Source organism: Sulfitobacter sp. W074, assembly GCF_025142275.1.
Classification (GTDB): Bacteria; Pseudomonadota; Alphaproteobacteria; order Rhodobacterales; family Rhodobacteraceae; genus Sulfitobacter; species Sulfitobacter profundi.
The window spans coordinates 2,585,617-2,598,996 of the sequence record NZ_CP081130.1; the positions used below are offsets into that span (position 1 = coordinate 2,585,617).

The 13,380-nt window shown below is 62.8% G+C and carries 17 protein-coding genes; 6 read left to right on the forward strand and 11 right to left on the reverse strand.

Going from position 1 to position 13,380, the window contains the following annotated elements; translation table 11 throughout:
- Positions 1-8: 8 nt before the first annotated feature.
- Together K3762_RS12725 and K3762_RS12730 are read right to left on the reverse strand one after the other, a co-directional pair.
- Positions 9-1,034, reverse strand: coding sequence for a GGDEF domain-containing protein (locus K3762_RS12725; protein ID WP_132445138.1), 1,026 nt, complete (start codon positions 1,032-1,034; stop codon positions 9-11).
- Positions 1,031-1,615, reverse strand: coding sequence for a heme NO-binding domain-containing protein (locus tag K3762_RS12730; RefSeq protein ID WP_120351492.1), 585 nt, complete (start codon positions 1,613-1,615; stop codon positions 1,031-1,033). Before K3762_RS12730 ends, K3762_RS12725 begins: the two co-directional genes overlap by 4 nt.
- A 210-nt stretch (positions 1,616-1,825) precedes the next feature.
- Here K3762_RS12730 and K3762_RS12735 point away from each other — a divergent pair, with 210 nt between their 5' ends.
- Genes K3762_RS12735 through K3762_RS12745 form a run of 3 tightly spaced genes read left to right on the forward strand, consistent with a single transcriptional unit; the run spans position 1,826 to position 3,194 of the window.
- The gene (locus K3762_RS12735; RefSeq protein WP_161487393.1) at positions 1,826-1,972 is read left to right on the forward strand and encodes a hypothetical protein; all 147 of its coding nucleotides are present in this window, start codon (positions 1,826-1,828) and stop codon (positions 1,970-1,972) included.
- A gap of 53 nt (positions 1,973-2,025) precedes the next feature.
- Positions 2,026-2,673: a DUF998 domain-containing protein gene (locus K3762_RS12740; RefSeq protein WP_162931861.1), complete on the forward strand. Its 648-nt coding sequence runs from the start codon at positions 2,026-2,028 to the stop codon at positions 2,671-2,673.
- The gene (locus K3762_RS12745) at positions 2,673-3,194 is read left to right on the forward strand and encodes a DUF421 domain-containing protein (protein ID WP_132445140.1); all 522 of its coding nucleotides are present in this window, start codon (positions 2,673-2,675) and stop codon (positions 3,192-3,194) included. Before K3762_RS12740 ends, K3762_RS12745 begins: the two co-directional genes overlap by 1 nt.
- Positions 3,195-3,201: 7 nt before the next feature.
- Here K3762_RS12745 and K3762_RS12750 read toward each other — a convergent pair whose 3' ends face one another.
- Complete coding sequence (locus K3762_RS12750) at positions 3,202-3,897, reverse strand: HAD family hydrolase (protein WP_120351494.1); 696 nt, start codon at positions 3,895-3,897, stop codon at positions 3,202-3,204.
- Complete coding sequence (locus K3762_RS12755; protein WP_132445142.1) at positions 3,888-4,172, reverse strand: DUF3572 domain-containing protein; 285 nt, start codon at positions 4,170-4,172, stop codon at positions 3,888-3,890. The genes K3762_RS12750 and K3762_RS12755 overlap by 10 nt, the downstream gene beginning before the upstream one ends.
- Before the next feature lie 97 nt (positions 4,173-4,269).
- On the opposite strand from K3762_RS12755, the gene K3762_RS12760 reads away from it, so the two are divergent.
- Positions 4,270-5,676: a diguanylate cyclase gene (locus K3762_RS12760; RefSeq protein ID WP_132445144.1), complete on the forward strand. Its 1,407-nt coding sequence runs from the start codon at positions 4,270-4,272 to the stop codon at positions 5,674-5,676.
- A 206-nt stretch (positions 5,677-5,882) separates the two neighbouring features.
- On the opposite strand, the gene K3762_RS12765 is transcribed toward K3762_RS12760, so the two are convergent.
- Positions 5,883-6,128 (reverse strand): hypothetical protein, encoded by a 246-nt coding sequence (locus K3762_RS12765; RefSeq protein WP_260009724.1) that lies wholly within the window; start codon positions 6,126-6,128, stop codon positions 5,883-5,885.
- 57 nt (positions 6,129-6,185) lie between these two features.
- On the opposite strand from K3762_RS12765, the gene K3762_RS12770 reads away from it, so the two are divergent.
- Complete coding sequence (locus tag K3762_RS12770) at positions 6,186-7,112, forward strand: DMT family transporter (protein ID WP_260009726.1); 927 nt, start codon at positions 6,186-6,188, stop codon at positions 7,110-7,112.
- Here the strand turns inward: K3762_RS12770 and K3762_RS12775 are convergent.
- Positions 7,048-7,743, reverse strand: a complete 696-nt coding sequence (locus tag K3762_RS12775) for a thiamine diphosphokinase (RefSeq protein ID WP_260009728.1) — start codon at positions 7,741-7,743, stop codon at positions 7,048-7,050. The two genes, K3762_RS12770 and K3762_RS12775, sit on opposite strands and share 65 nt — an antisense overlap.
- 53 nt (positions 7,744-7,796) lie before the next feature.
- On the opposite strand from K3762_RS12775, the gene K3762_RS12780 reads away from it, so the two are divergent.
- On the forward strand, positions 7,797-9,998 hold the full coding sequence (locus tag K3762_RS12780) for a hypothetical protein (protein WP_260009730.1): 2,202 nt from the start codon (positions 7,797-7,799) through the stop codon (positions 9,996-9,998).
- Positions 9,999-10,057: 59 nt separating this feature from the next.
- On the opposite strand, the gene K3762_RS12785 is transcribed toward K3762_RS12780, so the two are convergent.
- The 5 genes from K3762_RS12785 to nthA all read right to left on the reverse strand — a co-directional run bounded on the left by K3762_RS12785 (position 10,058) and on the right by nthA (position 13,287).
- On the reverse strand, positions 10,058-10,285 hold the full coding sequence (locus tag K3762_RS12785) for a DUF2842 domain-containing protein (protein WP_007119326.1): 228 nt from the start codon (positions 10,283-10,285) through the stop codon (positions 10,058-10,060).
- 4 nt (positions 10,286-10,289) lie between these two features.
- Positions 10,290-11,585, reverse strand: coding sequence for an adenylosuccinate synthase (locus K3762_RS12790; RefSeq protein WP_067626585.1), 1,296 nt, complete (start codon positions 11,583-11,585; stop codon positions 10,290-10,292).
- 90 nt (positions 11,586-11,675) lie between these two features.
- Positions 11,676-12,002, reverse strand: a complete 327-nt coding sequence (locus tag K3762_RS12795) for a nitrile hydratase accessory protein (RefSeq protein WP_120351499.1) — start codon at positions 12,000-12,002, stop codon at positions 11,676-11,678.
- Entirely contained in the window at positions 11,999-12,673 is a 675-nt protein-coding gene (gene nthB, locus K3762_RS12800; protein WP_067938633.1) for a nitrile hydratase subunit beta, read from the reverse strand. Before nthB ends, K3762_RS12795 begins: the two co-directional genes overlap by 4 nt.
- Positions 12,670-13,287, reverse strand: coding sequence for a nitrile hydratase subunit alpha (nthA, locus tag K3762_RS12805; protein WP_259945340.1), 618 nt, complete (start codon positions 13,285-13,287; stop codon positions 12,670-12,672). The genes nthB and nthA overlap by 4 nt, the downstream gene beginning before the upstream one ends.
- Positions 13,288-13,380 lie beyond the last annotated feature (93 nt).

The window sequence follows — 13,380 nt, forward strand, 5'->3', positions numbered from 1 at the left end:
CCGAGCGATTAGCTGCCACCGTTTTGACCGGGCGCGGCAGCAGGCCCGGCCACCGCCCGCAGGGCGGGGTCAAAGAATGTGTGGCGCGCACGGCCAGCGTGTTTCGAGGCATAGAGCGCGGCATCTGCATTGGCCAGAACCACCTCACGCGGTCGCCGATCGCCGCGCTGGATCCAGACCGTGCCGATGCTGGCGGAAACCTTGCAAACCTCCCCCTTGTAGCGGATTGGCTCTTCCAGCCGATCGATGATCCGCTGGCCGATCCGCCGCAATATGCCCTCGCCCCGCACATCGGGCAGAACCACGGTGAACTCATCCCCGCCCAACCGCACCACCATGTCAGAGCTTCGGGTTTCTTGTTGCATGATCCGGGCGACAACTTGCAGCACATGATCGCCCGCGGCATGGCCCAGACTGTCATTCACCGCCTTGAAGTAATCGAGATCGACATGCATCACCGCGAACCCCTCTCCGGCGGTGATCAACCGCTCCAGCACCGCGTTCAGCGCGCGGCGGTTTTTCAGCCCGGTCAGCGTATCGGTAAAGGCCTGTTCTTCTGCCGTGATCCGCGCCTCTTGCAGGCGCAGGTTCAGGCGACGGGAGGCCTCCATCGCGGCTGATTTCGCCTCCATCAGATAGAGCATCTCGATCGCCAGATCGGTGGCGGCGAAATCCGCATTGGTCAACGCATAGTCCTGCACCCCGTCGAAAATCGAAATCCCGAAAGAGAGGTTCACGATCAGCCGCCGATCCCCCAAGGGCACCAGCAGCCCCTTCAGCTCGGTCCGGGGGGAATCGCGAAAGGCGAGGTGCAGCTTTACCCCCGTGGCCCGGTGCAGGTCTTTCATCCCGTCAATCCCGCGGGGCCGCTTGACGGTGACGGTTTCCAGAAAATGCCGCCCCGCCAGCGGGGACTGCGGGCGAAGCTTTTGGATCGTCGGCCCGGCGTGGCGGATCTCGCCATTGGCGGACAACAGCAGATGCATCGGACATAGTTTGTCCAGAACCGCCGGATCATGGCACCCTCCGCTCATGCCCGCGCCCCAAGCTCAAACCGGCGCCCTTCCGAGAATTCGGCCTCGACCAGAATGATCTTTAGCACCTCAATGCCATCCGATCGCCCACAGTGTTCCAACAGCACCAGCGCGCCATAGTCATCGGCCATGGCCCGCAAGACCCCCATCATAAGGTAGCCATAGCCAACGAGCGGGGCTTCGCAGATCAAGGAATACTGGCCATCGGGGTCTTCGCGCAGTTCGACCCAAGGCAAATGCAGTTCGGATAGGGCAAGGCGCGTCCGGTCCGGCAAATCGTCGAGCGATTGCAAAAAGTCACTGAAGCTCACCCCGCCAAAGCGCAGCAAACGCCGCACAGCCTCATAGCCCGGTTGCGCCACAAGAAAGGTGCCGACGTCTTCCATCACCTCGGCCCGGGGTCGGTCCAGCACGTCGCAGACCGCCTCAAGGACAGCCGGGGTGACGTGATCCGAATAGGTCAGCATCGCCTCGAATTCGGTAAAGTCCAACCCGGCCCGAGAGGCCACCTCGGCCCAAAGTCTCTGCCCGTAGTTGGCACAAAAGTAGTTCTGAATGCTGCGGTTGATAAGCCCGTGCATGACTGCCTCATTCCCATTTTTCCCGAGAGCAGATTGCCGTTGCAGTGGTTAAGATTGGCCTGATGAATACAGTTGTCAGGAAATTGCGTCGTCCACCCGGCCACGCCAAGCCCGGAATCGCACCCGGAACCGCCGCCACATTCCGCGCGTTCGGTATTGGAGAGAAGAGGCGACGCCCCGCCTCTCCCCCAGCCAGTGAGGAGCATATCCATGAGCGATGATCCCAAACACCCGAAAGACGAAGACAAGACACCGCCCAAGAAACCTCAAAAAGACCTGCACCGCCCTGAGGCCACATTGGACGAAGCCCCCGCAGGAAGCCCCAACGCCGAAGAACGCTCGCGGCTATCGGACTGAGGGTCTGGGTCTGACCTTGGTGTCAGACCTCAAGTAAAAAAGGGTGTCTAAATATGAGCAATGACGTCACAGCCCCCCGGCAGCACAGCGCGCCGGGGTTTATGATTTGTCTGGGCTGGGTCGCCATCCTTGGCTGTGTGATATTCGCCGTCTCGATCCTGATCGCGGATTTTGTGGTGCCGAATCATGACTGGATCGCCGACACGATCAGCGATTTGGGTGCGGGGCGGTATGAATTCATCGTCGACATCGGCATCTATGCCTTCTCCGCCGCGCTAATTGCCTGTGCCCTGCTTTGTGCCCATGTGCATTTCGGCGATCGGTGGTGGAGCATCGCCACCATTGGCCTTGCCCTTCTGGGGCTCATCGTTTTTCTGGTCGGCGCAAGAAACGAATACGGGGACCGCGATTCCGATGGCGTGGTGATCCATGTCTATCTGGTCTACGCGCTTGGGCTGATTATGCTCACCGTGCCTTGGCTGCTGTCGAAAGGTTTCGCTGATATCTCTGCGTTCCTTGCCAAGGCGCTCAAGGTGATCTCGCTTCTGTGGCTGGTCTCCGCCCCGCCGTTCTTCTTCCTGCCCACCGGGATCGACGGCATCTATGAGCGCTATCTGGGGCTGATTGCCATGGCGATGGTGGTGCTTTTGGGGCGGTTCTTTATCCAGCGGGGCAAGGCATTGAACGGGGGGCACGGGTGATGTTTTTCGACCACGTTCCGCTCGATATCCTCGCCCGGGCGCTCTTGCTTTCCGCCATTGCGCTGACTTGGGTGATCTTTGTGGTCCGCGTGATCGGGCTGCGCACTTTTTCAAAGATGACCGCCTTTGACTTCGTCGCCACGGTCGCCACAGGCTCGCTGCTTGCCGGGGCCTGTCAGGCCACCACTTGGCCAGAGTTTGCGCAGCCGACCTTAGCCATTTCCGCCCTGCTTGGTGCGCAATTCGTCATCGCGCGGATACGGCAAGCCTCTGACCAATTCGAAAAAGTCGTGCAGAACGAGCCTGTGATCCTGATGCGGGAGGGTGAAATTTTCGACGCCGCCCTAAGCGAAACCCGCGTCGCGCGCGCCGATCTGATTGCCAAGCTGCGGGAGGCCAATGCGCTGCGCTTTTCGGAGGTGCGTGCCGTTGTGTTGGAGACGACGGGCGATATCTCGGTCCTGCATGGGGATACCCTCGAAGAGGGAATTCTTGAGGGTGCGCGGGTGATCAAGGACTGACCCGGCCTTAAATCAACCGCCCCGGCAAATGGCCGATATCCGGCAAGACCAGATCGGCGTGCGGGGCGAGATCTTCCGCTGTGGCCGGTCCGGTCAACACCGCGATCCGCCCCATGCCCGCCACGCGCGCGGCTGCTAGATCATGAATGCTGTCGCCGACCATCGCGATGGAGGAGGCCGGCAGGCCCACATGCGTCGCAAAGGCGTGCAACTGCCCCGGAGATGGCTTGCCCCCATGCCCACTGTCGAACCCTGCGATAAAGTCGAACATATCAACCACCCCCGCCGCCAGCAGGTGCGCGCGCGCGGGGTGTTCCGCATCATTGGTCGCCACGCCGAGGCGCAGCCCCCGGTCGCGCAGTCCCTGCAAAAACGGTCTGAGCGGCACCGCCTCGCGCTGCGGCGCACGGGCCGCCTCGGCATTGATTAACTCTAGAAGGTCCGAAGGCGGCCGTTCAGGGAAATGCGGGGCCAAGGCATCGACCACCTGCTGCGGTGTGCCAGCGATGGCGATACTGTCTGGGGCAAAGCGGCGGGTGGCAAGGTCAAAGCCAATGTCTGCGCCGACCCGCGCGGCCATTTCACGCTCCCCATCACAGACCCGCAGCAAGAAGGCTTCGGCCCAAGGTTCCCAAGTCGCGGCAAAGTCAAAAAGGGTGCCGTCCTTGTCAAAGAGCAGACCCTTAACGTTTCTTAAGTCCAATGCACCTGCTCCCCACCGGGCAGCGCCGCGCGGGCTTGCATGATCCGTTCATAGGGTATCGCCAGATGGTCGCAAAACCCGATGACCCAGGCGTCGTCCATCATCAGAAAATCCAGCACAGCGCCCAGAAAAATAGGGTCGCTGGCCTCTTTCGTTAGGTCCGCTTCGGACGCGCCCGTACTGCCCAGAAACACCGGCAATAGATCATCATTCGCCGCGAGCCAGCCCAGCGCCTGAAGTGCCAAAGTTTCGGCGGAATCTTGGGTATAGGACATTGAAAACCGTCTTTTGCTGAAGGTTGGAAACCCTTTGTTAACCATTAAGGGGCAAAGACAGTCTCATCAAACTGATTTGTACGGTGAAGGAGCTGTCGTGCAAGGGACCATCCTTATTGCAGATGCGATTGCAACCAATCGGATCGCCCTCAAGGTCAAGCTCTGTGCGGCATACTATCACGTCGTGCAGGCAGAGAATATGGAAGAGGCTTTGACCTGCGTGCGGGACAACCCGCCGGATCTGGTGATCTGCGCCCTGACCCTGCCGGGTGGCGGGGCGGCGGACCTATGCCGCGCGCTCAAAGCCTCTGGCGATAGCGCGCAGCTTCCGGTGCTGGCCATCGGCAACGGCGATCAGGCGGTGGATAGGTTTGCCGCGCTCGAAGCGGGGGCAAACGACGTGTTGCTCAAACCGCTTGATTGCACGCTATTGCTAGGCCGGGCGCGCAGTCTCATCCGTGCCCGCAATGCGGCTGACGAATGGGAGATGCGCGATGACACGTCACGCGCGCTTGGGTTGGCGGAACCCGCGGCTCAATTTACGGCGGAATTCACAGCCCGCAGCCACTGTGTGATCATCCATTCCGACAGCGCGATGAGCGTGAATTGGGCCAAACACCTCCGCCCCCAACTGCGCGCGCGCCTCACCCTCGCCAACCCGGAGGAGGCCATTCGCGCCGCCGCCGCAAACGGGCCGCCAGACGCCTTTGTATTGGTCCTGCCTCAAGATCCCGTGCCTGCCACGGCGGCTCTGCGCCTAATCTCGACCCTACGCGCCAATGCGCAAACCCGCCATACCGGGCTGCTGGTGGTGCAACTGGCCCCGGATGCGGCGCTTGCTGCCACTGCCCTAGATCTGGGAGCAGACGATCTGATGACCGAAGGTTTCAACCCCGCGGAAATGGCCCTGCGTCTTCATGCGATCTTGCGGCGCAAACGGATGACGGACCAACTTCGCGATACGGTACGCACAGGGCTGAAGGCTGCCGTTTTCGACCCTCTGACGGGGCTGCACAATCGCCGCTATGCCCTGCCCCATCTGGATCACATCGCGGAACATGCCCTTGAAACCGCCCGCCCTTTTTCGGTGATGGTCGCCGATCTGGATCATTTCAAAGGCATCAATGACCGCTATGGCCATGCCGCGGGGGATTCGGTGCTGGTGCAAACGGCGGAACGGCTGCGCAACAATCTGCGCGGCATGGACCTTGTCGCGCGGATTGGCGGGGAGGAATTCCTTATCGTCATGCCGGGGACCAACCTTGCGGATGCCGAAAAAACGGCGGCGGCGATCTGTGCCGATATCGGCAATCGCGGCTTCGTCGTTCCCGGCACTCCCCTACCGATACATGTGACCATCAGCATCGGTCTCTCCGTCGGCCCGATGGAGGAAGAGGGCCGCCCGCTATCCTCGGAAGCGTTGATGGCTCAGGCGGATCAGGCCCTCTACGCTGCGAAAACCCACGGTCGAAACCGGGTGAACCTGAGCCGCCCCGCGGCTTGAACCTGAGGCCCAGAACGAAACCGGGACCAAAGGCGCCGGACGCCCTTCTGTCGGGCAAGTGTCAGTCGCATTCGCGGCGCTGGTTGCGTTTAGGACAAGACGAAAGTCCATTTGGGGGTACTAGGTTTGCATAGTCCACTGTCCACCGCCGGGTCTTCGTAAGCAGGCAATCGCAATCAACGTCCCCTTCGATGCCGGTCCTTTTGTCAGCCTTTCCACCCGCATCCTGCCTCTGCCTCTGCCTCTGCCTCTGCCTCTGCCTCTGCCTCTGCCTCTGCCTCTGCCTCTGCCTCTGCCTCTGCCTCTGCCTCTGCCTCTGCCTCTGCCTCTGCCTCTGCCTCTGCCTCTGCCTCTGCCTCTGCCTCTGCCTCTGCCTCTGCCTCTGCCTCTGCCTCTGCCTCTGCCTCTGCCTCTGCCTCTGCCTCTGCCTCTGCGAAAAGGACGCGATACAAATGAGCCAGCCTCAACCAAAGATTGCATTAAACACAAACCTTCCTTAGCGTAACGCAATGCAACAGGATCGGCCCCTTATCGGAATAGCCCTGATGATGGGCTTCTGCATCGTAGCGCCCGTGGGCGATGCGGTGGCCAAGCTACTGGGCGCTTCGGTCCCCTTGGGACAGGTGGTGCTGCTCCGCTTCGCCCTTCAGGCGCTGATCCTGTTTCCAATCGTGTGGTACTCTGGCCGCGTCTGGCACATGCGCGGGCGGGTGTTTCGGCTGACCCTTCTGCGCACCCTGCTGCATATGGCGGGCATTGCCGCCATGTTCACCGCGTTGAAATACCTGCCCCTCGCCGATGCCGTTGCCATTGCTTTCGTCATGCCTTTTTTCATGTTGCTGCTCGGCAAACTCATCTTAAAGGAAGAGGTCGGCCCAAGACGTTTGGGCGCGAGCATCGTTGGGTTTCTCGGCACGCTTCTCATCGTACAACCGAGTTTCGTGAACGTCGGCTGGCCCGCACTGCTGCCGATCGTCGTGGCGGTCGTCTTTTCATTCTTCATGCTGGTCACCCGCCAGATCGCCAAGGAGACGGACCCGATCAGCCTGCAAGCCGTGAGCGGGGTGATGGCTGTCGTGATGATCCTGCCGTTGCTGGCGCTCGGCGCCATCACGGAGTTCGCGCCTTTGCAGATCATACAACCCGATGCCTTCGACTGGACCCTGCTGCTCGGCATCGGGGTTCTCGGTACGATCGCGCATCTGCTGATGACATGGTCCTTGCGCTTTGCCCCATCGGCCACATTGGCGCCGATGCAATACCTTGAAATCCCCTTCGCCACGCTGCTTGGTTTGCTCATCTTCTCCGACCTGCCCAATCCACTCGCAGGTTTGGGCATTCTGATCAGCGTCAGCGCGGGTCTCTACGTGATCATGCGCGAGCGGGCCACTGCGCGTGATCTGGCCGCAGCAGTTGCGCCGCCAGTGGCGCCATAAGGCGACGCGGTAGGATCAGCAACATATCGGGGCCGTCCATCTCAAGCGCGACGGGCCCCAAAGCGCGGTTCGACGTGCCAACCCGGCCACCGGGCGCAAAATCCAGCCCGTCAATCGGCCATTCCAATCCACGGCTGCGCCCCGTCACCGGTGCCAATGGCATGAGAGAGACCACATCCCCCGCCTCCGTCGGTAGGGTGATGCGCGGCGGCGCGAGCAGCACGATCTCATGCGCGCCCAACAAGATGCAGGGCCGATCCGGATAGGTGGCGAGCGTATTAAAAGCCGCAAGCTGATGGTCCAGCCGCGCCCCGGTAAAACCAACCCCCAGCACCAGCGGCGCGTCGATCCGGGTCAGCGCCTTGTCGAAATCCGTGCTCTCTTGCTCGGCGACCCGGTGACACCGCTCTGATGGGATCCGTGCCAACACCTCTGCCGGGGCGGAATCGAAATCGCCGATGACCGCCGCCAATTCCACCCCTGCCGCCAGAGCCAGCGCGGCGCCACTGTCGGCCGCAACGCAGGTGGGTGCCAGCGCCAGTGCCGCGCCGATGTCTCCCTCAAAGACCTCTCCGCCGCCGAGCAGCGTGACTGGTTTGTGGTCCCGCACGATATGGTCTGAAGTGGTCAATTAGTGCCCCTTTCGGAAATCTGCCTTAATCTTGCCTTGAAATCATACGTTGAATGGCACAGATTCGAGCCGCTTTGGTCTTGGACATCGTGGTAAACGATACCTGCAACACCGCAGAGGACGAGCATCCGATGATGAACAGCAACAAAATCTTGACGGTCTCCTATGGCACTTTTTCGTGTACGCTGGAAGGCTTCGACGATTCCTTCGGCACCATGAAGGCCATTGCCGAGTATTTCCGCGATCTGGCCTCGGATGACCGTTACTTCGGTGCCGAGCCGCCACAACCGGATGCTGAGATGCTCACCCGGATCGCGCAGCGCGAAGTCTCCCGCCGGGTGCAAGCCCGTGAGCAGGAAGGCAAGATCGTGCTGAGCGCGCTGGAGAACCAAAGCGCGGAGGCTCCGGCCCAAGCGCCCCCGGCAGCAGCACCTGCCGCAGCCGCTCCGGCTCAGGCCGAAACCGCAGCGCCGCAAGCACCCGCCGCGGCAGAGCCTGCGCCCGTCCAAGAAGAAGCGCCAGCCCCCCTTAAGGCTGAGATCGCCGACACCGCCGCCGTGGAAGCCCCAGCAGCAGCCGAACCTCAGATCGCTGAAGCCGTCGAAAAGGCGGAGCCCGCCCCTACCGCCGAGCCTGCACCGGCAGCCGAAGCAGAGGAAGAAGACACCAGCGACGCCGAGGCGTTCTTTGCCGCCAGCCCGCAGCCGCAGTCCCACTACGAGGATGAAGCGCAGGCCGCCAGCGTCGAAGAGACGCCCGCCGCAAGCGCCGCCCCCGCCGACAGCATCGCCGCCAAACTGCAGCGCATCCGCGCCGTGGTCGCCCAGCAGGACGAGGATGAGGCCGCAAGCTACGACGAGGAAGAAGCAGCCGCGCCCCAAGTGGCCCGTGCCACCGCCGAAACGCAGGTCGAATCCGAAGAGAGCCAAGCCGCCATCGACGCCGCACGTCGCGACATCGAAGATGCGCTGGACGCCGATGAAGCCACAGAGATGGCGCAAGACGAAGCGGAAGAGGACGACGACGATCTCGCTGACATCCTCAACCGTCTTGAGGCCGAAGAAGAAGACGAAGCAGAAGTCGCCGAGACGGACGAAAGCCTGTTCGACGCAGAGGACGAAGAGGAACCTGAAGCCGAAGCCGCACCGGAGATCGACGCCGCCGACCTGCCCCGCAAAGGGCGCGTGATCAAGGTCAAACGCGCAGATCTCGAAGCCGCCGTGGCCCGGGGCGATCTGGAAGAAGTCTCCGACCCGGCACCGCAAGAGGCACCCGCCGCAAAAGCCGAGGAAGCGCGCAGCTCTTCGCTGTCGCCCGAGGATGAAGACGAACTGGCCCGCGAATTGGCCGCGTTGGAGGCCGAACTTGGCGCGTCCACCCCGGCAGAGGCCGAGGAAACGCCCGCCCCCGCGGTCGAGATGACCGAGCCGGAAGCCGCGCCTGTTGAAGACGAACCCGCAGGCGAAGAGCCCGAAGAGGTTAAAGCCGCAGAGCAGGAACCAGCAGAGGTTGAAGCCGCAGCGGAACAGATCGAAGAGCAAGCCGAGCCTGCGCAAGCGGCCCGTCACAGCCTGCCCACCATCGACGATGAGACCGGCCCCGACATGTCGCGTCTGATGGCGGAAACCGACAGCAAGATGGACGAGGCCGAAAGCACCACGCGCCGCGATGCCTTTGCCCATCTTCGCGCCGCCGTCGCCGCGAAGAAAGCCGATGAGGCGATGGGGGGCCGCGCCACCACCGCGACCTCGGATGACGCCTACCGCGAAGACTTGGCCGATGTAGTCCGTCCGCGCCGCCCCGTGAGCCGTTCGGCCCGGACCGAGCGACCCAAGGCCGACGCCCGTTCTGCTCCGCTGAAACTGGTAGCCGAGCAGCGCATCGACGTCGACAAGCTGCGCAGCGCCGGCCCCGTGCGTCCGCGCCGGGTGGCTGCCGTGGTCGAGCCGGTCAAAACCAACCCCGATGCCGAAAGCTTTGCCGATTTCGCCGCCGACATGGGCGCTACCAAGCTGCCCGAACTGCTTGAAGCAGCGGCGTCTTACATGTCCTTTGTCGAGGGGCGCGACCAGTTCTCCCGCCCGCAGTTGATGGGCAAGGTCCGCTCGATCGGGCTGCCGGACTTCACCCGCGAAGACGGGCTGCGCTCCTTCGGTCAACTGCTGCGCGCAGGCAAGATCGAGAAAATCAAAGGCGGGCGGTTCACCGTCTCCGATGAGATTGGCTACCGCCCTGATCACCGCGCCGTGGGTTAAACCCCCGACCAAAGTGCAGATACGAAAAAGCGCCCCGCGGGGCGCTTTTTTATTAGGTGTTACTGGTCATCGCCCGCATCCGGGTCTGCCTGTCCGATGCCTTTAAAGACAAATTTGAACGGCAGTGCCCAGACGATCCCAAGGGCAACATAAATGCCAAGCTCAAGCAGCACCGGCGGGCGGTCGAATTGGGCCACCGTCCAGACCGCCACCGCGATATAGCTTGGCAGCCCGATCAGCAGGATCACCAGCGCCCAACGGCGACGTGCTTTGTAGCTCAGCGCCATCAGATCAGTCCGCGAAAGGGTCGGTCACCAGAATGGTGTCCTCCCGCTCTGGCGAGGTGGAGACGAGTGCGACGGGGCATTGGATCAACTCTTCGACCCGGCGCACATATTTGATCGCATTGGCGGGCAGATCGGCCCAACTGCGCGCGCCTTCGGTCGATTCGGACCAGCCCGGCAGTTCTTCGTAGATCGGCACGCAACGGGCCTGCTGTTCGGCGGCGGTCGGCAGATAGTCGAGCCGCTCACCGTCCAGATCGTAGCCGACGCAGACCTTCAGCGTCTCGAACCCATCAAGCACGTCAAGCTTGGTCAGGCAGATGCCGGTGATGCCGGAAGTCGCGCAGGTCTGGCGCAGCAGGGCCGCGTCGAACCAGCCGCAGCGGCGCTTGCGCCCGGTGGTGGTGCCGAACTCATGGCCCCGCTCACCCAAACGTTGGCCGTCTGCGTCTTCCAACTCTGTCGGGAACGGGCCTTCGCCGACGCGGGTGGTATAGGCTTTGACGATGCCCAGCACATAGTCGATGGCGGTGGGGCCAAGGCCCACGCCGGTCGCCGCCTGCCCTGCGATCACGTTCGACGACGTGACAAAGGGATAGGTGCCAAAGTCGATGTCGAGCAGCGCGCCCTGCGCCCCTTCGAAGAGGATGCGCTTGCCCGCTTTGCGCTTTTCGGCCAGCACTTTCCAAACGGGTGCAGCGAAAGGCAGGATTTTCGGAGCGATTTCTTGCAGTTGTGCAATCAGCGCGTCGCGGTCGATGGCTTCAACGCCCAAGCCCTTGCGCAGCGGATCGTGGTGCTGCAGCGCACGGTCAACCCGGGCTTCCAATGTCGCGGGGTCCGCCAGATCGGCCACGCGGATGGCGCGGCGGCCCACTTTGTCCTCGTAGCACGGCCCGATGCCGCGGCCAGTGGTGCCAATCTTGGTGCCCTTGCTCGCCGCTTCTTCGCGAGCGCGGTCCAATTCGCCGTGGAACGGCAGGATCAGCGGCGTGTTTTCCGCGATCATCAGGTTCTCGGGGTTGATCTCAACGCCCTGCCCTTCGATGGTCTCAATTTCTTTCAGCAGGTGCCACGGGTCCAGCACCACGCCGTTGCCGATGACAGACAGCTTGCCACCGCGCACCACGCCAGAAGGCAGCGCGTGCAGCTTATAAACCTTGCCGTCGATGACCAGAGTGTGGCCCGCGTTATGCCCGCCTTGAAAGCGCGCGATCACATCGGCGCGTTCGCTGAGCCAGTCAACGATCTTGCCTTTTCCCTCGTCACCCCATTGGGCGCCGACAACGACGACATTGGCCATGATATATTCCTTTGCGATGTCCCGCGCCCGTATAGCGACAGTGGCAGGCGTGTGAAACTCGAAAAACGCGCTGAGCGCCAGCGAGGGGGTTTAGACGTTTCCTGCCGCGCTCAAACGCACCGGATCGCCATGTGGCGTGCTGAGATAGGCGGCCTCCCACCCGTCGCGCAGGCTGCGCAGATCACCGGGGCGGGCATGGCCTGCGTCGATCAGCAGGGTTTCGAGGGTTTCCAGCCAAGCGTTGAAGTAGTCCTCTCCGCCGTTCAACTCTCGCCTCAGCCCATGCCGTGCCAAAGTCGCGCCAAAGCGGTCGGCCCAAAAGGGCCAATCGAAAAGACCACTCTCGTTCAGATGCACCGTCAGCGCGAAGAGATGCGCGTGCCATGGCGCCTCAAAGACGGGTTCCGGGGCGCTCATGGGGCCTCCAGATAGCTTTGCCACAGGTCGAGCACGACCTCATCGCGGGGGTGTTCGGGATGCGCCCAAAGCTCAGAGGCCGGAAAGGCTACGGCATAAAGCGGCTCAGGGGCTTCGCCCAGATCATGGGCGTTGCTGTCGGGCAAGACATGCGTGCCATGCAGCCGCAGCACCCGGCCCTTCGCGCCCGCGGCATAGGCGGGCAGCCGGGTGTGGCCGCCCGGAACAATTGTGTTTTCAGGCTGCTTGCGGGTGACGACCGCATCGCCGGGCGCAAAGATCGCTGCGATGTCCGAAGGGCGATCCGCCGGGCCGCCACGGGCCAGCACCCCAGCCACCTGCGGCGCTTTCATCGCCTTTTCCGCCAGCGGGCTGGGCGCAGGATCGGCCTTGCCCGCCAGTTCCTCACGGCTGACCACCCCGCGGGCGACCAACATATCGGCCACCCCGGCGAGCCACTTTTCGTAATAGCTGAACCGCATGTAATCAGTGGGGGCGAGACATTCGCGGGCATGGCGCGACACGTCGATGTTCCATTTGCCTAAGGTGCCGGTGGCCAAGGTCAACGCCAGCGCGCGGCGGTGCCACTCGGCGTGAAAGATCACGTCTTCGGCCTCGGGCGTGACCGGGCCATCGCCGAAACGCCCGCCCATATCATGCACGCGGGTCATGGCGCTTTGGCCAATCCGGTGCCGATCATACTGTCGCGGGTGACAAGGTCGGCCAGCGCCGCGACATCCATGCCCTCGCTTCCCGCCGGGCGCTGCGGGATCACCAGATAGCGCACCTCGGCTGTTGAATCCCAGACCCGTACGGCGGTGTCTGCGGGCAGGTCCACCCCGAATTCCGCCAGCACCTTGCGCGGTTCGCGCACCACGCGGGCGCGGTAGGCGTCGGATTTATACCAACCCGGCGGAATGCCCAGAAGCGGCCAAGGGTAGCAGGAGCACAGCGTGCAGACGACGATGTTATGCACCTCATCCGTATTCTCGACCGCGACCATATGCTCGCCCTGCCGCCCGAAGAAACCCATCTCGGCCACCACGGCGGTCGCATCCTTGAGCAGCGCCGCGCGAAAATCAGGATCGCTCCACGCGCGGGCGACGACCTCGGCCCCGTTGCGCGGGCCGATGCGGTTCTCATAGGTGTCGATGATCTCATCCAATGCGGCGGGGTCAATCAGCCCCTTGGCCGTCAACAGCGTTTCCAGCGCCTTGACCCTGAGCGCAGGCTCGGGCGGCAGCAGGGCATGGGGGTGGTCGTGGTCTGGATGATCATGAGGCATGGCGGCAGACTGCCCCAGAGGGGATCGGCTGTCCATCGCCGATCAAAGCCAATTCCTTCATTTCTCTGCAAAGAAAATGGGCGAATTTGCCCG